This is a genomic window from Bremerella alba (genome assembly GCF_013618625.1).
In the GTDB taxonomy this organism is placed as follows: domain Bacteria; phylum Planctomycetota; class Planctomycetia; order Pirellulales; family Pirellulaceae; genus Bremerella; species Bremerella alba.
The window spans coordinates 100621-123974 of record NZ_JABRWO010000002.1; the positions used below are offsets into that span (position 1 = coordinate 100621).

Genomic DNA, 23354 nt, shown 5'->3' on the forward strand with positions numbered 1-23354 from the left:
GAAGGGTCGCTAAACTACCTTTACGAACTATCAGCGTTCAGCCCATCCCCGATCTGGGCCATGTCCCCGAAAACATCATAAAATCGGTCTTAATACATGAGTTACGAAAGGATCTTCGTATCATGAGACACCATCTTACTGCATGAAGATCATATCGCAGATATCTGCGGGTATCCACGTCCCCCCACATAATTCCAACCCGCTTGGCACGAAATTTTCACCTCAAAGAGGTTGTTTTAAAGTTGCACCCGAGATATCGGCCAACGGAATCCCAACAACCAGGAGAAATGGAAACCCATGGAATTCAAACGACACGTTCTCGCCGAAGAGAAAGCCAAGCCAACTGCCGAAGAATTGCAAAAGAATTTGATCTCTTTGATCGATCTTTCTCTCGTCCTCAAACAAGCCCATTGGAACGTCGTGGGAAAAAACTTCCGTGCGGTTCATCTGCAGTTAGACGAAATCCTTGTGACAACTCGCCAAGGGACCGACGATGTCGCTGAACGGATGGTGATGCTCGGCTTTTCGCCTGATGGACGCTCGGAAACAGTTGCCAAGAAGACACCGCTGTCGTCCTACGCAACCGGCTTCGTCGGTATTGATAACACCATTCAGGCAATCGCCGACGCCTTGGCTACCTCGATTGGTGAGCTTCGCAAATCGATCGAAACGCTCGACGACCTCGATCTGATCAGCCAAGACATCCTGATTGCCATCTCCAGCGAATTGGAGAAACACCTTTGGATGGTTCAGGCTCAAGAGGAATAACCCCCCTCTCCCCGCTACAAGCCATAGCCTCGGGCACGCCGACGTCGATAGTCCCCCTCGCACGCGTCGGCGTGCTTTTTTTCTTGAGGTCGCCCCAGACAGTGGCCGCTGCAGGGGCTGTGCTTCTATCAAGCAGCATTGTTGATCGAACGACGGGTACGGCCCTTATAATCTTCCCCGAATCTGCGAATTCTTCCTAATTGGACTTGCCTCTTTCGGTGGGGTGGGTCCAAACTTCAACCTATGCTAGAACTCACGCAATTCCCCTCTTCGACCAAGCAACCAGGAATCTGGCAATGTTTAACAAGGGTGACAAGCCGATCCCCGGTTATCGGCTAGAACGTTTTCTGGGCCGCGGACAATTTGGCGAAGTCTGGGCAGCCGATGGCCCAGGCGGAACGCTGGTCGCCCTGAAGTTCATTGCGCTGCAGCAAAAAACGGGCATTCGCGAGTTAAAATCAGTACAAGCCGTTAAACGGATCAAGCACGCCAATCTTTGCAGCGTGAATGCCATGTGGCTGTTGGGCTACGATGGCGAAGTTCTCGACGATCACGAGATCGATCTGCTGATCCGCAATCAAGCTAAAGAACAACAAGCCGCATCGCAAACGCTGGCCATCGAGCAGACTCAAACGCTTAACAATCCGCAGTACCTGGTTGTCAGCATGACGCTGGCCGAAGGCAGCCTCGACGAACGCCTGAAAAGTTACGGCCAAGGCGGCATCCCGCGCGAAGAGCTGCTCGACTACATGCTTCAAACGGCCCGCGGAATCGATTACCTCAACTCACCAGTCCACGATGTCGGCGGCGAAAAGGTCGGGATTCAGCATCGCGACATCAAACCAGCGAACCTGCTATTCGCAGGCGACTCGGTCCTGGTTGGCGATTTCGGCGTGGCAGCCGCCTTTGGTGAATACGACACCGAAGCGACCAGCGTCGTGGGCAGCCTGTGCTACATGTCGCCTGAGTCGATCAAACGCATCCCCTCTTCCAGTTCCGATCAGTACGCGTTGGCGATTACGTACTATCAACTGCGAACTGGCACGCTTCCCTTTGAACCGACCGTTTCGTTTGCTGAACTGGTCGACATTCACGTCCGCGGCAAGCTTCAGTTTCCCCTCGTATCCGATCACGAAAAAGCCGTCCTCAACAAAGCGACCGGCACCAATCCCAAGCAGCGTTACGCCAACTGCGTAGAGTTCGCCAAGGCACTTGCCCCGCCGGTTGAAGCGATGGACAGTGGACCCAAGTTCGCGGTCCCCTTCCCTGCCATCATTGCCGGCGGCGTTGCCGCTGTGGTGCTCGTCGGCGCGCTGCTCTGGGGAATTCTCGGAGGAGGTTTCGGTGGTACGTCCAATGCGAACACCGGTCCGCAGTTGGTGCCGCAGACGATTGTCTTCTCGCCAGAACAAGCCACCTACGATATTACAATCATCCCACAAGAGCCGCGTGAAGAGATCACCTCAAGCGGAAGTTCCTTCGCCAATGTCGACCTGCTTCCATCGGACAAGTTGCACATCACGGCTACCTCGCAAGATTCCTTCTATCAACCCATCGACGAGGAAATGTCGTTCGACGAGTTGGTTCGTACCGACTGGAAAGTAACGCTCAAGCCGGTCTCGGCAGAAGCGATGCTCAAGCAGATTACGGCCTTGGCCGCACAGGGAAACTGGGAACAGGCTACCACACGCTTCGCCCAAGCTGCCGCGATGCACCCTGAGCTGAAAAACAAGCCGGCCCCCGAATCGGTAGAGCTTCGCGGCACGCCAGCGGTGGTCACTCATTCGCTCGCCCAGAATCGTTTGGCAACGGCCATCAGTACCGATGGTTCCAGCAAACTGGGAACCGTTTCGCTTGACGCCTCACTGGAAAGCCCAGCACACGTCGCGATCGATTCGCTTCCCTATCAAATTCATCTCCCTGCGAATACACCGTGGGCTGTCCTGATGCAGGATAGCGCCGCCTCGGTGATCTCGCTTGACAAGTCTGGCAAGCCTTACGAGATCAACCTCGGCAAACCGGGCGAAACGCTCTATCGGCAGGCAACCTCTTCGGCCATGTCCCCCAATGCCGAAGCCATCTTGGTCGGTCAGGACCACAAAATGGTAACTCTTCTCACCACCGGCGACGGAGAGCAACCGATCACCAAAACGGGCGAATCGACCTTTCCAACTCGCGTCGATGCCGTTGGGTTCACGCCTGACGGAAAGTTCTGTTTCGCCATGGGCATCGACGGTGACATACGACGCTGGCCGGTCAAAACGTTTGGCGACGCGGCGGCTCAAGACTTCCAGGTTTCCGATATCGACGAAGAAGTCTTGGCCATTCACCCTCTTTCCGAAAGCCGTCTGTTTGCCTTCACAGAAACGAAGCTGTTAGACATTCAGCTTTCCGACAGCGACACAACCGCGCAAGCCAAGCTGGTAACCGATCTGCGTTCCGGCCTCGTGGTCAGCCGCATGACTGCGGATCAAAAGCATCTGGTTTACAGCACCCAGGGAGAGTCGCAACCACTTTCTATCCTGGCGATCGAAACCGGGGAAGTCTTCAGCATTCGCCCGCCTGAGATCCAAGGCCTCGTCGAGGACTTCGACATTTCCGCGAACAGTCGTTGGTTAGTTTACGTCGACTCTCAAGGAGCCCTGTTCGCCATCGACCTATCCCAACAACCGATGCTACCGCTACCCCTTCTGCCCCCACCAGGCGAACGCATTAAGTTCGTTCGCATCGCATCGAAAAGCATGGAGGTCGTCACCCTGGCAGAAGATGGCACAACCACCTGGTGGAACCTGGCCCAACTCCTCCTGGCAGCTCAAGCGAACACGAACTAACGTGTCGAACTAGCTAGGCGAACAAAATACGCCTCACGCATAACGAGCCACCCAATACGCTGCTCAACTTCACGTTCCCGACTTCTTTGAAAGCATCCCCTCGCAGATACTCACCAGGGGCTTACGCCGCCTGGCTACATTCGGCCGGGCCTCCGGCCCTTAAGATGAAAGGGCACCAAATTGTGCCGCAGTCCTACGCTCGACTCTACGTTCACATCATCTTCAGCACCAGGCAACGCAAACGCTGGATCCAGCGCGAATGGGCTCCCCGATTGTATGAATACTTCGCTGGCACCATCCGTAGACGCAACTCCGATTTAGTTCTCGCCGGAGGGGTGGAAGACCACGTTCATCTGCTCGTCTCGTTATCGCGGGAAGCATGCGTAGCCGATGTCGTTCGCGACGTAAAAGCCGCTTCGAGCAGTTGGGTTCACGAGAACATCCGCGAGGCGAGCCTATTTGCCTGGCAGAACGGGTACTCCGCGTTTTCGGTAAGCCATTCGGCCTTACCAGATGTCAAGAATTACATCGCCAATCAAGAAGATCACCATCAGACTTGGACCTTCCGCGAAAAACTAATCGCCTTCTTTGCAAGGCATGAAATCGAGTTCCAAGAAGAGTACTTGGATGCGTAACCTCGCTTGGCTAATCAAGCCCGCAGGAACGCATCAGGACCCTTAAACTCAAATCTCGCATAGCCCTATCAAGCCGCGACAGTCTCACCAAGCCGCGCGACATCTTAGGCCTGGAAGGCCGACCGAATATAGCCAGGCGGCGTAAGCCCCTGGCAGAAAATCGAGAATAGACGCAAGCCCTGGAAGGGCGATCGAATCTTGGCTATCGATTCTTCGGTCGCCCTTTCAGGGCTTAGTTTCTTATTGGACGCTTACCAGGGGCTTTCGCCCCTGGCTATTTTCGACCGGGCCTCCGGCCCTTAGGATGAAAGAGAATCCGATTGTGCCGCAGTCCTTTGCCTGACTTCACGTTCCCGCCTTCTTGGCAACTATTCCCTCGCAACGTTGATCTCGCTCGACTAGAAAGTTACCTCTTAGGCCTGGAAGGCCGACCGAATATAGCCAGGCGGCGAAAGCCCCTGGCAGAAAGTCGAGAATAAACACAAGCCCTGGAAGGGCGACCGAATCTTGGCTATCGGTTCTTCGGCCGCCCTTTCAGGGCTTAGTTTCTTATTGGACGTTTACCAGGGGCTTTCGCCCCTGGCTATATTCGGCCGGGCCTCCGGCCCTTAGGAGTGTAGCCAACGCGTGCGATAATCGGTCCGAACTATGCGACGTCTAATCCGACCTTTTCGCTCTGCCCGTTCGATGCATTACGTCTGTTGGGCCGCATGCGTCTCGATCGCATGCGGCCCAACGTACTAACTTACTGAACACCTATTCAACAGGTCATCATTTCGCAGTCAGCAAGAGGTCGCCTTCTTTTGGGAAGTAAGGCGTGCCTGTCTTGCCGTCGCCTGAATCCCAGCGCATGTACTTTTGAATGACGCGGGCCTCTTCTGACTCGGGCCAGAACGCTAAGATGTGAATCAGGTGCTTGCGGGCAAGCTGCGTATTGGGCTGGAAGTCGTCCGCATCGCTCGCTCCCCAATCGCCACACTGAACACCAGCCAGCATCCAATGGGCTCGCAAGGCCATCTTCAATAGCGAGGCTTCGCTGAACTGGGTGATCGACTGATAACGCCGCACGGCCGCTGGAAAGTCCTTTCGCACTAAGAGTGCATGATCGGCTTCAATCTCGGCTTGCAGTAGACGGTCGTTCAATTGACGGCGGCCATCGAACGCCTTGGTCAGGTAACCGATCGCATCTTGCATATCAGACTTCGCCTGGGTGGCCTGGCCTTGCTCTTCCCGAGTCTTAGCGAGGTTGTAGTTCGCGCTGGCCAATAGCGAGTAAGTGAATGCATTGGCATCCGCACTTTCGGTCATCGGTTTAAGGAGACCAATCGCCGATTCCAAATGCTCTGCCCGCTGCTGCGAATCGACCGAGATGTCGACCGACTTCTCGATCAAATCCATCGCCGAGAGTAAATCGCCTTGCTCTTTGGAATTCATCTGGCCGAGAATACCAGGCCAGAACTCGCGGAGGTCGGTTGCCTGCTCGCTGTTGACGGCTTTGGTCAGCAGCACCATCGGTCCCGTGGTCGGACGCGTCTCTGGGATCGCTTTCAAGTACGAAGCCATCAGCACGTCTTCCGATCCGCTGGCCGAAATCGCTGCAATCGGCTTGGCGGAATTCGCCACGTAAACTTGCGATTGCACGTCGAACAGATCACGGTTGGCTCGCAGATCACCCACAATCAAGATGTCGGCTTGCAGCCGTAAACATAGTGCCTGCGGCCATTGCGATGGATCGACCGGACCCGACTTCAGCCGCAGAAATTCGGATTCGATTTGACGACTGGAAACAGTCTTCACGCCAGGCAAACGCCCCAACGTGTAGCGAAGCTGCGAGGCAAATCGCACGCCTGGGTCTTCGTGATAAAACGTCATCGCATTCCAGGGAATGTGCGGCATGACAGCTACCCGCACCGAGGTCAGGTCACCAAACTGCTTTTCAGCTTCCTGCTTGGCTTGGCTGATATCGTCGTCGGTGATCGCCCCTACGAAGGTGAAATCGGCCCTGGGTCGCTTGGCCGCGCTGGCAACTTTCTCCTTGATCTGCGAAAACGAAAGATCCAACATCAAGCCGCCGGTCCGCGAGCTTAACTGGCCCATGAAATTGCGGGTTTTATCGACCGTCGCCGTGAACGCTTCTCGTTCTTCCGGGCGGCTTTCGCACAATAGCCCATGAATGTTGATGCCGCGTTGGTTCGCCACATTCACCAAGGCATCGGTCTCGTACCAGCGGCGAGATTGAGTCTTGGGTTCGTCAAACGAAGTATCGTAGGGAGGTGCATCGGTGATCAACATCAGCCACCGTGTCGCCTTTTCGTCTTCCGACCACGGCAAGTCTTGAATCGTCTTGAAGACAGCCAGATCGACCGCTTCCGGAAAATAAGGACGCCCCGACTGCGGCTGCAGCGAGTCGATCATCTTTTGGACCGCTGCGTCGTTGTCGGAGAACCCATTGGAAATACCCACCAGCGGTTTGTTCGTTTTTCCACTGTCGGCAAACGAGACGATGGCGACTTCCACCTTCGTTCCGCTGGCCCGCTTCAAATCGGCGATCACCTGAGGAACTTTCTCGCGAATGCCTGGCAGCTCTTGAGCCATGCTTTCGGTCGTATCGACAAGGAAGGCAATCTGGATGCTGGGCGTCTCAGGCCGAATTGCATCGAGAAAGCTGCCTTGAAAGATTCCCATGCTTTTGGCATCGGGTGCCGTTCGAACGTTGAAAATCGAATCGAGCGCCGAGGCGGCCGTAGGTTGGGTATCTTGCGCAAAAAGAGTGGAAACGGTTAGCGTGTTTCCAATTAGTACGCAACACAACAAACCAGCGAGCGTTAATCCCAAACGTCGAAGCCACTGCGGTTGAAGCACGTTTCGTTCCTTCTGCGATTGATTCGACGAAAATTCGCTGGCAAAAAATTCACCAGTCATTGTAAACTGCCTCACGTGGCCCTGGGAACGGCTTTTCCGAAAGTGCAACATGATACGACTCCTACGAACTTGGTTCTCTGTCTTAGTAGTGGTTATCGCTCCACTACCCCTGACGGTTGCCCAAGAAATGCTTCCACCTGAAAGTATTTTGCCTGGACAAGATGAGCCGCCTAAGTTCTCGCACGAGGGTTTGCCGGACGAATCCGTTGTCCCTGGCCTGCCCTTAAAGTCGACTGAATCGGAACAACCCGCTTCACCCGATCTCTCTCCCAGCGACCAAGCACCCCTGCCCGGCGAAGGTATTGTGCCTAATGTGGAAGTGGTGCAAGAGGTGGCCTTGCCGGAAGACCCACCGTGGCTGCGCCTCAATCTGGGTGGTCCCACGGCACCGGTTCAGACGCTCTGTTTTTCGCGCGATGGGACGCGATTGCTGGCCGCTGGCAACGACAAAATGGTGCATAGCTGGATCGCTGCCGCGCCCCAAGTGGGTATGCCGCAGCGCTGGATTTACGAAACACCAGTCCGCTGGCAAGTACAGCGAGCCACGCGTGGTGACATTCATGCGCTCGCGGCCATGCAAGAGAAGTTCGCGTTTGCTGGCATCGGCGCTTCGGCGCTCACCGGCGAAATCGTCTTAGCCGATCAAGGTCGCATGGCCTACGAGCGGACTCTCTTCGATGTCGAAAAAGGCCCCCGTTCTCAGATCCTTGACCTGACGGCCTTGCCGGAAGGTCTCTTCTCGCTCGATTCCGAAGGGAAGGTTCAATACTGGTCCGCCGATCCGGCCACCGGCAAGTGGTCGTTCGCGACCGGGGCCAATCCCAACGAGACGCTCAAGACCGACCCAGCCCAGCTTCGTTCCTGGCGACTGCGCGGCAGCCGCATGGCATCGAGCGGCGACGATACGTTGATCTTCCCGGTGCCGGTTCGCAGTGAACAAGGCATCCCGTTTTGGCGAATCGGACGCTGGAAAGCCAACGACGCCGACGCCACGCTTGTGGGTGCCGTTACCCAGGAATTCCCCGGCGGAATTGGTGCCATGGCTTGTAGCACCAACGGAAGCCGTTTGGCGGCCGCCGATATCAGCGACTCTGGCACGTTGGTACTAGCCGACCTGACCAATCCGCGTGGCACCACTTCGATTGCCACCGGAGCGAACGTGCGAAGCGTTTGCATGCCCAACAACGGTAGCCAGGTCGCCGCAGTCGTCGCGAAATCACCGCGTGGCCCGTTTGAAATTCGCCTGTGGAATTGGCCCCCCGACGGCCCGCCGCAAGCATCAGGCACGCTTCCCTTGGCGGCTACCGCGACCGACGCCGCATTTAGCCCCGATGGAAAGTTCCTGGCCGTCACGCAGGAAAGTGCCGTCGTGATGTACGACATGGCCAATCTTCAAACACCGGTGGTCCTGACTACGCCAATCATCACACCGGCAAAGGTTGCTTTCACATTAGACGCCGACTATCGCATCGTCATTGAGCCGCCTGCTACCGATGGCCAGCCGCAGACCGCCATTCAATTTGAAACGGCTATTGGGCGGTACTCGGTCGTGCAACCTCCCCCACCGACCATTCCCAGCAATCCGTGGCAAGGGACATGGTCACTAAAACAAAAAGCGGTCGATCGCGGTACCCGTTTGGTCTTCGAGATCTTCGAGGAAGATCGCCCCTACTGCGAAATTCCGCCGGCGATCTTGGGGAATTCGCGCATCACTTCCGTCTGCTGGTTAGCTCTCGAAGCAGAACGAAAAACGCCATCGCATGTTGTGATCGGCACAGTCGGCCGCAATCATGCCTACCTGCTCGATATCACCAACCCGCAAAAAGTAAGCGTCGTGCGCGAGTTCCGCGGACACTCGTCGGCCATAGGCAGCGTGGGGGTTTCGCTTGACGATCGTTACCTGGTGACCGGCAGCGACGATGGGCTGGTCAATATTTGGAAACTAACCGAGCAGCAACCTTCGTCACCGTCGCAAAACCATTGGGGGGCGAATTTCGAGATCGTCGACGACCAGGTCGTTGCTCGCAACGTGATTGCAGACGGACCTCTTTACTATCGCGGCGTTCGCTCAGGCGACGTCATCCAATCGCTGGCCCAGCGCGAGGACGCCGACCCGGAGGCTCCTTTCAACGAAAACCAACGCGACGAAAAAACGATTGATGCCGCCGAGGCGATCGTGCAAACCCTGGCAGCGACTACCGGCGACACGATGCTACGTTTCCAGATCGCACGTAACGGAGCCAAGCAGAAACCTTTTTACTTGCATCCGGCCTGGCAACCGCTGGCCTCGCTGGTAACGACAAGCGACCGTGAGTGGGCCTATTGGACTCCGTACGGGTACTACGACGCTTCGTTCAACGGCCACAAAATCTTCGGTTGGCAAATCAATCGCGGGATCGATCAGGCCCCCGACTTTTTCCTGGCAGCCGAACTAAAAGAGCAACTCGAAAAGCCCCGCGTGATGCAGCGACTTCTCGACGCCGGGAGCCTCTCTTCGGCCATGCAGGTAGCCAAAGCCACCGTTCCTTTCAACCTGCATAATCGCCTGGAAGCGTTGGCTTCGTTGCGTCCGCAGATCACTATCGATTCGCCGACCAGTGACCAGGCACTGACCGATTCTCAGGTATTGGTCGAAGCCACGATCCACATTCCCGCAGGTTCCGAATTGATTTCGTCGAAGGTCTTCGCCAATGGTGTCCCTGCGCTCGAGCAGTTGGATGAACAAGTAAGCGTGAATCAGGCCAACCATGGTCACCAACACAAGCTCCGGTGGCGCGTCGCTCTGCCGCCCGATCGACGCATTCGGCTAGACGTGATCGCGGCGACAACGGATGGAATCTCGGCCACCGAGTCGCTAACCATTGCCCAGCCTAAGTGGGAACGCTCGGCACCGCCGCGGCTGTTTGTCATTGCCGCTGGCATTAGCGAGTATGCCGATCAGCAGATCCCGCAGCTCGATTTCGCTGCTGAAAACGCCAAGGCTTTCACCAACACGCTCAAGCAACATGCCGCGCAGATGGAGGTCGAGACGATCGTGCTGACCGATGCGAATGTCACCCAGCCGCTTTGGAATGTGGCGGCCGATACCCTCTGGCAGCAACTGCAAAGCACGGCTCGTCCTCAGGATGTCGTGCTGTTTTTCCTGTCAGGGCACGGGATCCGTGATGTCGAATCGGAGCGGTATTTCTTTCTGACCAGCGACAGTCGCTTTACCGATGTGGCCGGTAGACGCTACGAACGTTGCATCTCTTCCGATGCGTTTCAGGCTTACTTCGCAGGGCTGCCGTGTCGGAAGATCGCAATTCTCGATACCTGCCATAGTGGTGCGATAGAGCCACTGCGTCAGGACGATTTGAAAGTCATGCTACGCAATCTGGAAGAAGACGTTATTCTGACCATTACCGCTAGCGAAGGGGACGAAGAAGCGTTTGAGGAACGCGATAAGCGTTTGGGACGTTTCACGGCTCGCCTGGTCGAAGGGCTCTCTGGCAGTGCCGATCAACGCGAGTACGCTGGCAACGGCGACGGCCAGGTCAGTTTGAACGAAGTGGCGCAGTACGTTCAGGCCACCGTCCCCAGAGATGCGGCGGCAGTCGGCCAATCGCAGCATCCGACGATCTTTCCCCGAGATCTGTTCCCGCTGGTCGATGTCCCCTTAACCGATAGCGAGACCAATTAAGTTGCTGAACCATTTCTACAAGTTTACCCGTTGCACCCCGGCACGATTGGTTCGCGCGGCCCGCGAACCCAGTATGCTCGCCGTGGGTCTCTGTGGGGAACGCACCTTGGGCCGGCTTCTTCGATTATCCGCCTGCAACCTCATCGACAGGGACTCACACTTATTTTTTCCATTTCACTGCCTGCAAGGGAGAATTACATGCCGTGTGATTGGAAGGCTACGCTTCGTCAGTTTGTTTTACTTATCGATCCTGTGTCGGAAGACTCAAACAATAGAAACCGAACCTTCGCGCCGCACTTTGCCGGAGCGATCTGCCGACAGAAACACGCCCCCAGCGCAACGCCACCCCCGTGGCTGAGCCGCCGAAATAAGTGCCCGGCGCAGCGTAAAGATTCACGCAGCGCGTGAAAAAGAGAGTTACGCTGTAAGGTGCCGAGTAGCGCCGACAGTTGCACCAGGAACAACGGTTACGTGTTGCCATATGCCTCTCTGGTCCCCTCGCCCCTGTACCCGCACAGAGAGGGGACATGAGAAGAGAGCCCTGTTCTGCCGTAGGGTGCTGAGCAGCGCAGCGAATCGCACCATGCACAACGTTGTCGCGTTGCCATGGGATGGAGGCCGTATTCGGTGCGATACGTTCCGCTTCGCGTCTCTGCTCACACCCTACCCTGCGTGAAGGGCCGCGTTGTTAGGGTGGACCGCGTTCTTTGGCTTGACGTGCCCGGTCACGTCTTCTGTTCTGGACGACCTTTTTCGCATGCCCACGAAGACGTGGGCATGGCACCCGGTGCTTTGTTGGCTGGGTGGTTGGGCGTTCTTTGTTGGAGGGCGTTTCGTGCGGGCGGTTGAGTTCACGCTCTAACGCGTCGATCTCTTCCTGCTTGGCGCATATTTCTCCCTGCAGTTGCAGGTTGAGCGCCTTCATCCGGTAGTAGGTCCACGCGAAGAACCGTTTCTCTTGGTAGGACAACGGTTCTTGGATTGGTTGTTTGCTGCGACGGATTTCCCGTTCGCGGTAACGATGGTGAAGCTGGCGCTCGCGTTTCGGTCGAGGCTCTAGTGGTGGAAGCTTAGGAGGTTGGCACTTCTTGGGCTTCTCAATCGTGGGCGGATCTTCCTTGGGGAATTCGTACGCTTCGATCTCGGGATCGATGGGTACTACCAACGGATCTGCCCGGTAGCTGGGACCTGCTTCGTCCATTACTCGCGTGAAGTGTTCTTCCTCGGTTACTTGCGGGGGTTCTTCTGGCTTACGCGTAATCGCCTCTTGGGCTTCTTGCCTTCGAATGATCGCGCTCAAGGTTGCCCCTTGCGGGCGGCCTAACGGATCGTTACCGTGCTCGGCCCGGTGCATGGGGTTCTCGAAGGGTGGCTCTTTCGGAGGCTCGTCGGCCAGTATCGCCAGCACTTCGCCGCAGCAGGGGCATAGGAGTCGGTTGCCATCGATCACGGCAACCTGCGAACCGTGCGCGGAGGCGCCCGGTTCGTGTTTTTCAGGTTTTTCGTGGTGATGGGACATAACGGTGCTCTTGTGTGGTGTTGGGTTTAGTTTAAGTAGGGCCCGCGTGTCGCGGGTCGCGAAGCGGGTACCAGGCGTCCGACCCGCGACACGCGGGCCCTACGGTTTGCTGCTTGTCTAGCAGCGAAACTGGGTACTGTTTTTCGTATGCCTAAAAAGAAAATAGGCATGGTGCCGGGGAAGCGTCCCCTGGGCATGATTTAGGTATATCAGCCTGGTGTAGCATATGTATAGTGCTCAAATCAAAATTTTTTCTAGATTCACGCGGGGCACTACGGATCATGGCTGGGGACGTTTACTCCTCGGCCTGATTCGGTTTGGCTGGGTGCTTTGCAAACTCGGGCTACGGGGACTCGCGGTTTTGCAGGCAGGCGACGACGATGCGGATCTCTTCGTACGTGACCTCTTCGCCCAGATGTTCGTAGATGGGGCGTAGGGCTCGTTGGCCGCACTCTTCGATGGCTGCTTCGATGCGTCGGGCCGTTTCGCCGGTTACCCAGGCCGTTGCATCTTCCAGCTTTTGTTCTCGGATGAACTGCTCTAGGTAGCCTTGCACGGTGGAGTTGGCTCGCTCGATGATCGCGGCCACTTCGTCTACCGTCTTTCCCTGGGCGAACAAGGTGAACGCGTCTTTAAGTTTCGGTGATTGATTCTTCGGAGGTTCACGCCGGGGGGCCACGATGACCTGCGTCTCGACCGTATCGACTTCCAGCCCTTGCTCTTGGCAATAAGCGGCGATGTGCTGCGTGAAAACGTCGCCATAGTCCTGGCACTTCTTATCTCCGACTCCTTTGATCAGACGAAAGCTTTCCATCGTCGAAGGACGGTGCCGCGCCATTTCGCGAAGCGAGCTGTCGCCGAAGACGATATAAGCCGGGATGCCAGCCTCTTCGGCCTTCTCTCTTCGTAGCGATCGGAGCGATTCAAACAGGTCGCGGTCGACCCCTTCCCAGTCGTCTGATTTTCGCTGCCGCTTGGGTCGCTCTTCTTTCTCGCCGTCAGGCTTGGTCAGCTTGGGCGTAATCTCGCCGCGTAAAAGTTGACGGCCACTTTCGGTCAGCTTCAAGACATTGAACTCGCCTGTTTTGGCCAGCATTCGTTGCCCGACAAGTTGTTCGATCCAGGTGCGTACCGCGCGGATGCTTTGATCTTGCAGCAGCCCGTAAGTGCTTAGCTGATCGTGTTCAAGTTCAAGAACCCGCTTATCGCGTGAACCGCACAGCACTTTGGCGTTGTGATCTGCCCCGAAGCGTTCGCCGGTGCGGGCAATGCACGAGAGGATCTTCTGCCCCAAAATCATGCCGTCTTCTACCAGGTCGACAGTTCCCAAGCAAACATCGCACGCTTCGCACTCCGGCTCTTGCAGGTCTTGGCCGAAGTAGCTGACGAGCATTTGATGGCGACATTCGGTGCCGATGCAGAAATGGTCGAGGGCTTCCAGGGAATGGAACGCGGCCTGTTGGGCAGAGTCCGGCAGGTCACCGAGCATTCGTTTCCAGGTCACCAGGTCGCCGCTGGAATAGAGCATGACGCACTCGGCTTCCAGCCCATCGCGCCCGGCCCGGCCGCTTTCCTGCTGATAGCTTTCCAGCGACTTCGGCATACCTGCGTGCACCACGTAGCGAACGTTCGATTTGTCGATGCCCATGCCGAAAGCGACCGTCGCAACCACAACGTCGACTCGTTCCTGAATGAAGTCTTCCTGATGTTTCTGACGCTCTTGGTCGCTAAGCCCTGCATGATAGGGCAAGGCCTTGATGCCGTTGTCGTTCAACTGCTGAGCGATCGATTCGACATCGGCCCGGCGAATGCAATAGACGATGCCCGACTCGTTGGCATGCCGCGAAACGACCTCTTGGATTTGGGCGAAACGATCTTTGCGACGTTGCACGCGGTAGACCAGATTCGGTCGATCAAACGAGCCGACCAACATTTCTGGTTCAATCAGCCCCAACTGCTGGGCGATGTCGCTTCGCACGCGTTCGGTTGCGGTGGCCGTGTAGGCGTGAACGCCGACGCCGGGGAAGCGATCTTTAAGCATCCGCATCATGCGATACTCAGGCCGGAAGTCGTGACCCCATTCGCTGATACAATGCGATTCGTCGATGGCGAAGAAAGAGACGTCGACGCCGCTGAGAAAGTCAAGCGTCCGATCGGAAAGTAGCCGCTCGGGGGCGAGATATAGTAGTCTTGTGGCACCACTTCGCACATCAGCGGCAATCGAACGACGTTCGGCCAGCGTGACGGTACTGTTGATGCAGGCCGCGCGGATGCCGCATGCCGTCAGGGCATCGACCTGGTCTTTCATCAACGAAATCAGTGGCGAAGCAATTACGGCGACGCCTGGCTTGCAGAGAGCCGGCACCTGGTAGCAGAGCGACTTACCACCCCCGGTGGGCATAACCACGACCGAGTCACGATCTTCAAGGACCGACTCCATCGCCTCGCGCTGTAAGGGACGGAACTGTTCGTATCCCCAGTACTTATGTATGGTCGCCAGCAAATCATCGGTACTGGCTGGCGACGTAGAATCCATGATATAGGCCTGAAGCGCGAGAATGCGAGAAAACACCCCGCGCGATCCGTCCTTCGCATCGCCATCAGCGAGGAACGTTAAGTGTAAAGGTGTTCATTCTGAGAGGCAACCGTGGCTGAGATAACGCCCTGGCAAAGCTTCATGGCTCATGTCCCGGCTGGAGTAAAAATGGGGGCTTAGCTACTGGTTCGCGTTCTTGCATTAGCCGCTTGACGGCGATGCCGACCCAGAGATGAATCTCTGGGCCACCCTGGTATTTGGGACCGTAGAGACGATCGACTGGACTTGGCTTGGATGCTGTGAGCGTATCGCCTGCTCAACCAGGGGAACGCAAACTCGGTTGTCCCAGAGTTTTATCTCTGGGTGCCGCAGGCACAAGCGGCTTGTGAGTTCGGCTTGAGCCCGATGGGGGCTTAGCTACTGGTTCGCGTTCTTGCACTAGCCGCTTGGCGGCCATGCCGACCCAGAGATGAATCTCTGGGCCACCCTGGTGATACCGTTGAGACAGACTGCTAGTTCGGTTGCACCTTACGTCGGTAAGCGGTCGGCGAGAGGCCGGTTTTTTTGCGGAAGGTGGCGCTCATGTATTCGACGTGCTCGAAGCCGGCGCGGTCGGCGATGTCGCCGATGCTTAGATCGGTGTCGTGCAGTAACTGGCGGACTTTATCGAGGCGCTGGTGGACGATGGCTTCGTGTGGCGTTTGACCGGTGATTTGTTTGAAGCGGTACTCGAGAATTCGACGCGTGCTGTCGACCGCTTTGAGCACATCGCCGACGTTGATGCCGTCACAGGCGTGTTCGCGAATAAACTGCATGGCCATGCCCACTAATGGATCTTCCGTCGCCAGCACGTCGGTCGAGCGGCGCGTCGCAATGCCCAGCGGCGGTATCAGCTTCATTATTTCCTTGGGCGTTTGCCCTTTCATCATGAAATCGAGCATTCTGGCGGCCTCGAAGCCTGTGCGACGGCTGTCGGGAATCACACTCGACAGCGGTGGCGAGCAGAGATCGCATAGCAGACGATCGTTATCGACCCCAATCACGGCGACCTGCCGCGGAACGTCGATTTCCAACTCTCGACACGCTTCTAGAAGCAGCTGGCCGCGGATATCGAAACAAGACATGATCCCGATCGGCTGGGGCAGGCGTTCGATCCAACGGTCGAGCTTCTGTACGTTCTTGGGGGTCGAGTTCTTGCCGTCTTCGCCGGTCGGCAGATCAAGCACGTGGCACCCGTGGCCATGCTCGGCGAGCGCTTCGACGAAGTACTTCTCGCGAAGCTTGCTCCACGCGAACGTGCTATCGCCGCAAAACGCGAAGTGCGAAAAGCCGCGCTGCAGGAGATGCTCGACCGCCATCTCCGAAATTGCCTTGTCGTCGGTTTCTACCCATGGCAGTTCCGGAATCAAACGGGCAGCGCTGACATCGACTATCGGGATGTTCAATGGTTTCAATGCGGCCGCGATCTCAGGCGTTTCTACCCGGGCAATGATCCCATCGCCGTTCCACTGCTTGAGCCACTTCGGAGGCTTCGCTCCGCGACCTTGCTCAGGCAGAAAGATAGACCACCGCTGGTATTCTTCCATGTACCTCACGACGCCATCCAAGAGACCTCGGGCATACTCGTTGGAGGTTTCGATCAATAGAGCGACCTCCTTGCGAGGTTGAATCATGGTCGTCCTCTGAGTTGAAAAGCAGCGGGGGTGATTTATCGATAAGGGAACGGGGATCGTTATGATAGCCGAATTACGGAAGAGATTCCTCCTGGCGTGTGAAATACCTATTGTTTAGTGCAAGTTTTCTCATGGCGTCATGGGAATGTTTCTGTTCTTCTAAAAGGGGTAAGCTACTGCTATTCACCTCGTCTAAGCCCCTCCAGGTAATTCCAATGAGCGAAAAGACTATTAACGTCGCAATGATCGGTTTGGGTTTTGGAGCCGAGTTCATTCCCATTTACCAGGCTCATCCCAACGCTAACGTTTACGCCCTATGCCGTCGCGACGAAGCAGCGCTGCAGAAGTCGGGCGATATGTTCGGTATTGAAAAACGCTACACCGACTACGACGACGTCCTGGCGGATCCGGAGGTCGACTTTGTCCATATCAATTCGCCGATTCCCGATCATGCGTGGATGTCGCTGAAGGCGCTCGATGCCGGTAAGCACGTCATGTGCACCGTGCCGATGGCCACCACCATTGACGAGTGCCGGCAAATCGTCGAGAAGGTGGCCGAGACCGGTCTGAAGTACATGATGGCCGAAACGGTCGTCTATAGCCGCGAGTACTTGTACATTAAGCAGCTGTACGAGACGGGCGAGTTGGGCAAAATTCAATACATGCAGGCCTCGCACCCGCAAGACATGGCCGGCTGGCCCGAGTATTGGGAACGCATGATCCCCATGCACTACGCCACACACGTTGTCAGCCCCGTGTTGGGTTTGGTAGACGGCCTGGCCGAATACGTCAGCTGCTTCGGTTCGGGTAGCATCAACAACGAACTGGCGAAGAAATCCGGCAACCCGTATGCCGTCGAGTCGTGCCATATCAAGATTAAGGACACCGACATCTCGGCCCAGATCTGGCGATTTTTGTTTGATACGGCTCGTCAATACCGCGAAAGCTTCGACGTTTACGGGACCAAGAAGAGCTTCGAGTGGTCGCTGGTCGAGGGGGAACCGCACGTGCTGCATACGGCGAAGCTGCCGGAACACGAAATCGCTTCGCACGTCGAGATCCCAGACTTCGCGCATCTTCTGCCGGAACCGATTCAGAAGTTTACACAGTCAATCGAAGACGCCGATCACCTATCGTTCATCCAAGGGGGTGGTCACGGCGGCTCGCATCCGCACCTGGTCAACGAGATGATCAGTGCCTTGCTGGAAGATCGCGACCCACTGCCCAATGCGGTGACTTCGGCCAACTGGACCTGCGTGGGAATCTGTGCTCACGAGTCGACCAAAAAGGGTGGCGAGATCGTGCGTCTGCCAGAGTTCACGCTGCAGAAGCCAAGCCCCCGTAAGACTGTCACCGCTTCTTAAGACGCGAACCCGCTGGCGAATCCAATGAGCGGACAACAGAAGCCCGGTTTGAGGCGATTGCTGTTCGCTTTTTTCGTTCGAACGGTTAAAGAGAGGAACGCTCTGAAGCCCATGAGGATCGTTCAGGGCGTTCCATGTTTTACGGGTTATCGAGTCAGATCTCGATAACCCTGGACAGCTCATGACTAGGCAGCCAGGGCTTTACCGATCACGCCAGCTTGACGCTGGAAACACTCGCTGCGGCGAAGGAACTTGGCTTTGGCCGGAATGCTGTGGGTGATCGCCGCCAGGTGACGATATTTCGCAGCAAGGGCCATTTTCACCGCAACTTTGTTTTCGATCTCGGTCTTCTTGGTCATATAGAACGATGCCTCAGGGACATACTTGATGGATTCACGCGAATCCGATTTGGGTAATTCTAATCTCGTCGGTGGCCAAGCTCCTATCCCTCTTTGCATGTCAGGAGCGAAATTCGGGAAGTCCACAAATTCTCTCCCGATTCCCGATCATTTCGCGACCAGCAGGGTTGGCAAGACGCCTGGTTTGTCGTGAGATAAAAGGAACGATTTTACGCAAACACCTTCCTGTGATGAGTCCTTATGACAGTTGAAGCTGGCACCAACGTCACGCTGATCGGTATGCCTGGTTCTGGAAAGAGCACGATCGGGGTCGTCCTGGCCAAACGCATCAATCGACAGTTCGTCGATACGGATCTGGTGATTCAGACTAGCCAACAGCGGACGCTGCAGCAGATTATGGATGTCGACGGCTTCGATCGGTTCTGCCAAATCGAGGAAGAAGCCGTCTTGAGCCTGGCGGTCGACTACCACGTGATCGCCACCGGAGGAAGTGTTTGCTACGGCCCGGACGGGATGGCCCACCTTCAAAAGCTAGGCCGGATCGTATTTCTCAAGACTAGCCTGGCGACCCTTGAGCAGCGTCTGTCCGACATGGCAACGCGTGGCATCGCGTTGAAACCGGGCCAAAGCCTGGAACAGCTTCTGCACGAGCGCAACGCGCTGTACGAAAAGTACGCCCAGATCACCATTGAGTGCGACGGATTGAATGTCGAACGCATTTGTGAACGGATCGAGGCGGCGCTAAGTTAGCGGCTGGCACTGGTCCGGTATTCGGTTGGCGTGTGGCCTGACTCGCGTTTGAAGAAACGCAGAAACGTTTCCTGGTGAAAGAACCCGGTCTGAAAGCCAATCTCTTGAACCGTCAGATCGGTTTCACTAAGCAAATACATCGCATGGGTTAGTTTCGTCCGGCGAATAACCTGGGCAGGGCTACGCCTAAGCGCCTTCTCAAAACGGTTCTCTAGCACGCGCCTTGAGAGGGCCACATGCGACGCGACATCGGTCACCTGGATTGCCTCGGCCATACGCTCGCGAATGAAATCCATGGCTTGGCGAACGATCTCGTCTTCGACGAACAAGTTGTCGACCGACATGCGTTCGGCAATTCCGCGGGGTGGAACCAAGACAGGCTCGACAGGTGCCGGGGCGCCTTGAATCATTCTTTCCAGCAGCGCGGCGGCTTGGGCTCCGACACGCCTGGGGGATTGGTCGATGTACGCAATGGGAACCGGCGACATGGCCGAGACAAGCGGGTCGAGTTCGACGGCTAAAATCGCTACGTCGTCCGGTACCGAGATACCAATCTGTCGGCAAAGCAGCGCGATCTCTTGTCCGATCGCCGTCGTCCAAACCAAGAGGGCGACCGGCTTGGGGAGTGCCATCAACCATTCGGCCATCTGAGGATGTTCCTGGCCGATGGTAATGGTGCCTGAATTCGGTTCATGGTTGAAACGTTTGACGGTCCGCCCTGCCTCGCCAACCGTGGAAGCGAAAGCCTTTTCGACCTTGTCCGAATAATTGAGCTGCGGCGGAGGCCCCACGAACCCGAAGAAGTGCCACCCGCGTTTCAAGTAAAACTCGGCCGCCATCTGACCGCAGGCTACCTCGTCGGAAACCACTTTGGGAACCGTTGGCGAGTGCTCGCCCAACCACGAGACATTCACCGCCGGTAATCGCCGCTGCTGAATCTGCCCCACCAGATCTTCGCTCGTCAGCCGACAGATCACCCCTTCCCCGCTCCAAGAGAGGGGGATTTCGATGTGTTCGTAGAAACCGCGCGGCTCAATCCAGAAGTCCCACCCGCCCGATTCCATCGCGTGTTCGGCTACCCCGGCTAGCACTTGCCGGCTCCAGGCACTGGAAGTTTGCACGAGCACCGCAATCCTACGACGCGTCTTTAAGCTCGCCATCGAGCTTTGCGGGTTCGGTTTGGGCGATACGTCGGGTGCAGGGTTGGTGGAACTCATGTGGAACTCTCTGGCGTTGTTAACCTATTCACCCGCCATTAGATCAAGAAATTGTGAAGATAAGGGGAGAACACTCAATAAAGTTGACGCAAAACGTCATCGTCATCCAAGGGGATCATTTCGCATAATTTCATTCGTTCGAGAGCAACAACCCAAATCATTCATATTGCAAGGTGCCCCGATGTCTCGAAGTGTCTCCGTTCTTTTGACGCTCATTCTACTATCTGCGATCAACAGTGGATGTGGGGTAGTTTCTTCGCCGGCAACGGTGGATGGACAGGTTCTGATCAACGGCAAACCGGCCGATGATGTCCAGTTAACGCTGTGGTTGGCGGATGTCGAGGTGACCGGCGCGTCGGCTACCGTGCGTACCGATTCCCAAGGGCACTTCCATATCACCAGCGATTCCAATCTCACCGCTGGCGAATATCACGTGACGTTTGAAAAGTTTGCCTTGCCTAACGGAAAAGCACCGTCGCCAGATATGAAGCCGTCGGAATCGGGCGCGAAGAATGTGATTCCCGAGCAATACCAATCGCCTAGCACCACGACGGTTCGTCTGACCGCTCCGGTTAAGGATGCCATCCTCGACGTCACATTGCAATCACGTTCCGGTGGCAAGCTACGCGTCGGCCAGACACGCTCACGTCACGGTTCCAAATCTTAACGTTCATTTTACGATCAATTGTCCGTCTCGTTTTCTCCGGGGGAGATTCAAATGCAGACTAGTTTCACTAACCGTCGCGGTTTCACATTAGTCGAACTCTTAGTCGTGATCGCGATTATCGGAGTTCTGATCGCCCTGCTTTTGCCAGCGGTTCAACAAGCTCGCGAAGCAGCACGACGCATGTCTTGTCAAAATAACCTGAAGCAGTTGGGCATCGCCATGCACAACTATCACGATACGTTTCTGACGTTTCCCTATGCAGGCGACAGCAGCGGTACGGCTTGGTCGACACATATCTTGCCGCAGATGGAACTCGGTAACGTTTACGATACGATCGGCCCTTTCAACGAGAGTAATAACTGGGGAAATGGTTCCGGCAATGCAACCAATGGCCGTACGATCGCATGTGAAACGGTTTTCCCTGTCTTACGTTGCCCATCGGCGGCGATCCCAGAGCACAAACGCGATCAAAGCAGCGATACATGGATAATAGAAAAGCGTGTCCCCGCCACCTATCTGGGATGCGTCTCCGGCATTGTGACCACCGACTCTTATAGCGGAATTACCGACAGTGATGGCGCCTTCTTTCCTTTTAGCAAGATCGCCTTGAGAGACGTCACCGATGGTTCGTCCAATACCATCTTGATTGGCGAAGCCGTTCCCGCGACCGATGCTGACTTCTCAGGCCGCGAAGACTCGGATACCTCAAATACCCGTAAAGATCATTGGTACTTTGGTGGCGACGATCTCGACGTAAGCCGCGATTACTCGGAAGTCCTTGGATCGACGGGCCTACGAATGAATGGCCCGGAAGAACTTTCCTTCGGCAGCCAACACCCAGGCGGATCTCAGTTTGTGCTGGGGGACGGCAGCGTCCGCTTCATTACCGAAACGATCGATGCTGACAACTATCGTCGTCTTGGCAATCGTCGCGACGGCGAAGTCATCGGCGAGTATTAATCACAAGCAAGTCGCTCCAAGGTTCCCTTCTCGGTTTGTGCTGTGACCGAGAAGGGATCTGACTTGACTGACCCATTCCTTGTCATTTGAATCTCGATACCCACTTGTCTGACAGAACCGTGAACAACCAGCCCACCACTGAAACACGTGAAGCTCAACCCAGCCGTTGGTCGGTCATTGCGACGGCCGCTGCCGCTGGGTTCCTGGTTTACTTCGCCATGTACGCGTTTCGCAAGCCCTTTACGGCGGCGACCTACGCCGGCGAAGGTCTCTGGGGAAGTGGCATCGAACTGAAGACGACCTTCGTCATTGCTCAGATCATCGGTTATGCCTTGTCGAAGTACCTCGGCATCGATCTCTGCACACGGATCCCCGATCGCTTTCGCGCCTGGGCACTGCTGGGCCTGATTAGTATCGCCGAGTTCGCGCTGGTTCTTTTTGCCGTGTTACCGTTGCCAGGGAAGGTGTTTGCTATCTTTCTTAATGGGGTCCCCCTGGGCATGGTTTGGGGTTTGGTCATTCGATACCTGGAAGGTCGGCGCAGTAGCGACCTTCTGCTGGCCTGTTTGTGCTGCTCGTTTATCGTCTCGAGCGGGGTTGTGAAAGATGTCGGCCGGGGGTGGATCAATGCCGGGGTCGATCCGTACTGGATGCCGGCGGTCACTGGTCTGTGCTTCCTGCCGATGTTTTTGTTGGCCCTGGGGATGCTGCTATGGCTACCAGCCCCTAGCGCCGCGGATATTCAATCGCGATCTAAGCGGGGCAAAATGTCCACGACCGATCGCTGGTCGTTTGTGCGATCGCAGTGGAACACGCTTTGGCCCCTGTTGCTGTTTTACACCGGCCTTACCGCTTACCGCGATTTTCGTGACAACTACTCTGTCGAAATCTTGAACCAACTCGGATATGCGGAAGCTCCGGCGATTTTCTCGAGAATGGAACTTCCCGTCGCGTTGTTCGTAACGCTCACGCTGGGTGCGCTGATTCTCGTGCAGAATCACCGCCATGGTCTAGCGGCCATCTACACGTCGATGCTGGTCGGTATGGCCCTGATCTTTGTCTCGACGAGCATGAGTTTCGCCGGGATGATACCAGGGCTGACGTGGATGATATTGGTGGGCCTGGGCAGCTATTTGGCCTACGTCCCTTTCAACGCAGTGTTGTTTGAACGGCTGGTCGCGCTGCGTGGGGCTGGCAGCGCCGTGTTTGGCATCTATTTGGCCGATGCACTTGGGTACACAGGTAGCATTGGCGTTCAGCTTTACAAAGACCTGGGAGCCGACTCCCTCGATCGCCTGACGTTCTTTCAACACTTTTCCTTTGTCCTTTCAGTAATCGGAATGGGCTGCCTGGTGGTGAGTGGTCTGGCAATCTTGATTGGCAACCACAAGCGGGCACTGGGCACGAACTGTACTTCACAGCCTTCGGCGCGTCCTCAGACAGCCGAAGTAATTTCGTAGCAGGAATGAAAGAC

15 protein-coding genes are annotated in these 23354 nt (G+C 56.2%); 9 read left to right on the forward strand and 6 right to left on the reverse strand.

Features of this window, described 5'->3' with window-relative positions; genetic code table 11:
• Positions 1-297 precede the first annotated feature (297 nt).
• The 3 genes from dps to tnpA all read left to right on the forward strand — a co-directional run bounded on the left by dps (position 298) and on the right by tnpA (position 4234).
• The gene (gene dps, locus HOV93_RS03685) at positions 298-768 is read left to right on the forward strand and encodes a DNA starvation/stationary phase protection protein Dps (RefSeq protein WP_207395117.1); all 471 of its coding nucleotides are present in this window, start codon (positions 298-300) and stop codon (positions 766-768) included.
• Between the two features lie 296 nt (positions 769-1064).
• Positions 1065-3599: a serine/threonine-protein kinase gene (locus tag HOV93_RS03690; RefSeq protein ID WP_207395118.1), complete on the forward strand. Its 2535-nt coding sequence runs from the start codon at positions 1065-1067 to the stop codon at positions 3597-3599.
• A gap of 182 nt (positions 3600-3781) precedes the next feature.
• On the forward strand, positions 3782-4234 hold the full coding sequence (tnpA, locus tag HOV93_RS03695; RefSeq protein ID WP_315853339.1) for an IS200/IS605 family transposase: 453 nt from the start codon (positions 3782-3784) through the stop codon (positions 4232-4234).
• A 771-nt stretch (positions 4235-5005) separates the two neighbouring features.
• Here the strand turns inward: tnpA and HOV93_RS03700 are convergent.
• Entirely contained in the window at positions 5006-7156 is a 2151-nt protein-coding gene (locus HOV93_RS03700; protein ID WP_207395120.1) for a vWA domain-containing protein, read from the reverse strand.
• 49 nt (positions 7157-7205) lie between these two features.
• Here HOV93_RS03700 and HOV93_RS03705 point away from each other — a divergent pair, with 49 nt between their 5' ends.
• Positions 7206-10835, forward strand: coding sequence for a caspase family protein (locus HOV93_RS03705; RefSeq protein ID WP_207395121.1), 3630 nt, complete (start codon positions 7206-7208; stop codon positions 10833-10835).
• A 688-nt stretch (positions 10836-11523) separates the two neighbouring features.
• Here HOV93_RS03705 and HOV93_RS03710 read toward each other — a convergent pair.
• From HOV93_RS03710 to HOV93_RS03720, 3 genes are all read right to left on the reverse strand, one after another.
• Positions 11524-12354 (reverse strand): hypothetical protein, encoded by an 831-nt coding sequence (locus HOV93_RS03710; protein ID WP_207395122.1) that lies wholly within the window; start codon positions 12352-12354, stop codon positions 11524-11526.
• Between the two features lie 343 nt (positions 12355-12697).
• Positions 12698-14890, reverse strand: coding sequence for a DNA helicase RecQ (recQ, locus tag HOV93_RS03715; RefSeq protein WP_207395123.1), 2193 nt, complete (start codon positions 14888-14890; stop codon positions 12698-12700).
• 512 nt (positions 14891-15402) lie between these two features.
• Entirely contained in the window at positions 15403-16563 is a 1161-nt protein-coding gene (locus tag HOV93_RS03720; protein ID WP_207395124.1) for an AraC family transcriptional regulator, read from the reverse strand.
• Between the two features lie 215 nt (positions 16564-16778).
• Here HOV93_RS03720 and HOV93_RS03725 point away from each other — a divergent pair, with 215 nt between their 5' ends.
• Positions 16779-17927, forward strand: a complete 1149-nt coding sequence (locus HOV93_RS03725; RefSeq protein WP_207395125.1) for a Gfo/Idh/MocA family protein — start codon at positions 16779-16781, stop codon at positions 17925-17927.
• Between the two features lie 185 nt (positions 17928-18112).
• Here HOV93_RS03725 and HOV93_RS03730 read toward each other — a convergent pair whose 3' ends face one another.
• Entirely contained in the window at positions 18113-18286 is a 174-nt protein-coding gene (locus HOV93_RS03730; RefSeq protein WP_207395126.1) for a hypothetical protein, read from the reverse strand.
• Positions 18287-18526: 240 nt separating this feature from the next.
• On the opposite strand from HOV93_RS03730, the gene HOV93_RS03735 reads away from it, so the two are divergent.
• The gene (locus tag HOV93_RS03735; protein WP_207395127.1) at positions 18527-19036 is read left to right on the forward strand and encodes a shikimate kinase; all 510 of its coding nucleotides are present in this window, start codon (positions 18527-18529) and stop codon (positions 19034-19036) included.
• Here HOV93_RS03735 and HOV93_RS03740 read toward each other — a convergent pair.
• Positions 19033-20253, reverse strand: coding sequence for a XylR family transcriptional regulator (locus tag HOV93_RS03740; protein WP_207395128.1), 1221 nt, complete (start codon positions 20251-20253; stop codon positions 19033-19035). The genes HOV93_RS03735 and HOV93_RS03740 overlap by 4 nt on opposite strands.
• 181 nt (positions 20254-20434) lie before the next feature.
• Between HOV93_RS03740 and HOV93_RS03745 the strand changes: the two genes are divergently transcribed.
• The 3 genes from HOV93_RS03745 (at position 20435) to HOV93_RS03755 (ending at position 23340) form a co-directional block, all read left to right on the forward strand.
• Positions 20435-20920: a hypothetical protein gene (locus HOV93_RS03745; RefSeq protein ID WP_207395129.1), complete on the forward strand. Its 486-nt coding sequence runs from the start codon at positions 20435-20437 to the stop codon at positions 20918-20920.
• A 51-nt stretch (positions 20921-20971) separates the two neighbouring features.
• Positions 20972-21880: a DUF1559 domain-containing protein gene (locus HOV93_RS03750; RefSeq protein ID WP_207395130.1), complete on the forward strand. Its 909-nt coding sequence runs from the start codon at positions 20972-20974 to the stop codon at positions 21878-21880.
• 104 nt (positions 21881-21984) lie between these two features.
• Positions 21985-23340 (forward strand): DUF5690 family protein, encoded by a 1356-nt coding sequence (locus tag HOV93_RS03755; RefSeq protein ID WP_207395131.1) that lies wholly within the window; start codon positions 21985-21987, stop codon positions 23338-23340.
• The last annotated feature ends 14 nt before the right edge of the window (positions 23341-23354 follow it).

What these genes read in the sequence shown, in the direction of transcription:
- dps (WP_207395117.1), top strand. Translation starts at nt 298, where the DNA reads ATGGAATTCAAACGACACGTTCTCGCCGAAGAGAAAGCCAAGCCAACT.
- HOV93_RS03690 (WP_207395118.1), top strand. Translation starts at nt 1,065, where the DNA reads ATGTTTAACAAGGGTGACAAGCCGATCCCCGGTTATCGGCTAGAACGT.
- HOV93_RS03700 (WP_207395120.1), bottom strand. Translation starts at nt 7,156, where the DNA reads ATGACTGGTGAATTTTTTGCCAGCGAATTTTCGTCGAATCAATCGCAG.
- HOV93_RS03705 (WP_207395121.1), top strand. Translation starts at nt 7,206, where the DNA reads ATGATACGACTCCTACGAACTTGGTTCTCTGTCTTAGTAGTGGTTATC.
- HOV93_RS03710 (WP_207395122.1), bottom strand. Translation starts at nt 12,354, where the DNA reads ATGTCCCATCACCACGAAAAACCTGAAAAACACGAACCGGGCGCCTCC.
- recQ (WP_207395123.1), bottom strand. Translation starts at nt 14,890, where the DNA reads ATGGATTCTACGTCGCCAGCCAGTACCGATGATTTGCTGGCGACCATA.
- HOV93_RS03720 (WP_207395124.1), bottom strand. Translation starts at nt 16,563, where the DNA reads ATGATTCAACCTCGCAAGGAGGTCGCTCTATTGATCGAAACCTCCAAC.
- HOV93_RS03725 (WP_207395125.1), top strand. Translation starts at nt 16,779, where the DNA reads ATGAGCGAAAAGACTATTAACGTCGCAATGATCGGTTTGGGTTTTGGA.
- HOV93_RS03730 (WP_207395126.1), bottom strand. Translation starts at nt 18,286, where the DNA reads ATGACCAAGAAGACCGAGATCGAAAACAAAGTTGCGGTGAAAATGGCC.
- HOV93_RS03735 (WP_207395127.1), top strand. Translation starts at nt 18,527, where the DNA reads ATGACAGTTGAAGCTGGCACCAACGTCACGCTGATCGGTATGCCTGGT.
- HOV93_RS03740 (WP_207395128.1), bottom strand. Translation starts at nt 20,253, where the DNA reads ATGAGTTCCACCAACCCTGCACCCGACGTATCGCCCAAACCGAACCCG.
- HOV93_RS03745 (WP_207395129.1), top strand. Translation starts at nt 20,435, where the DNA reads ATGTCTCGAAGTGTCTCCGTTCTTTTGACGCTCATTCTACTATCTGCG.
- HOV93_RS03750 (WP_207395130.1), top strand. Translation starts at nt 20,972, where the DNA reads ATGCAGACTAGTTTCACTAACCGTCGCGGTTTCACATTAGTCGAACTC.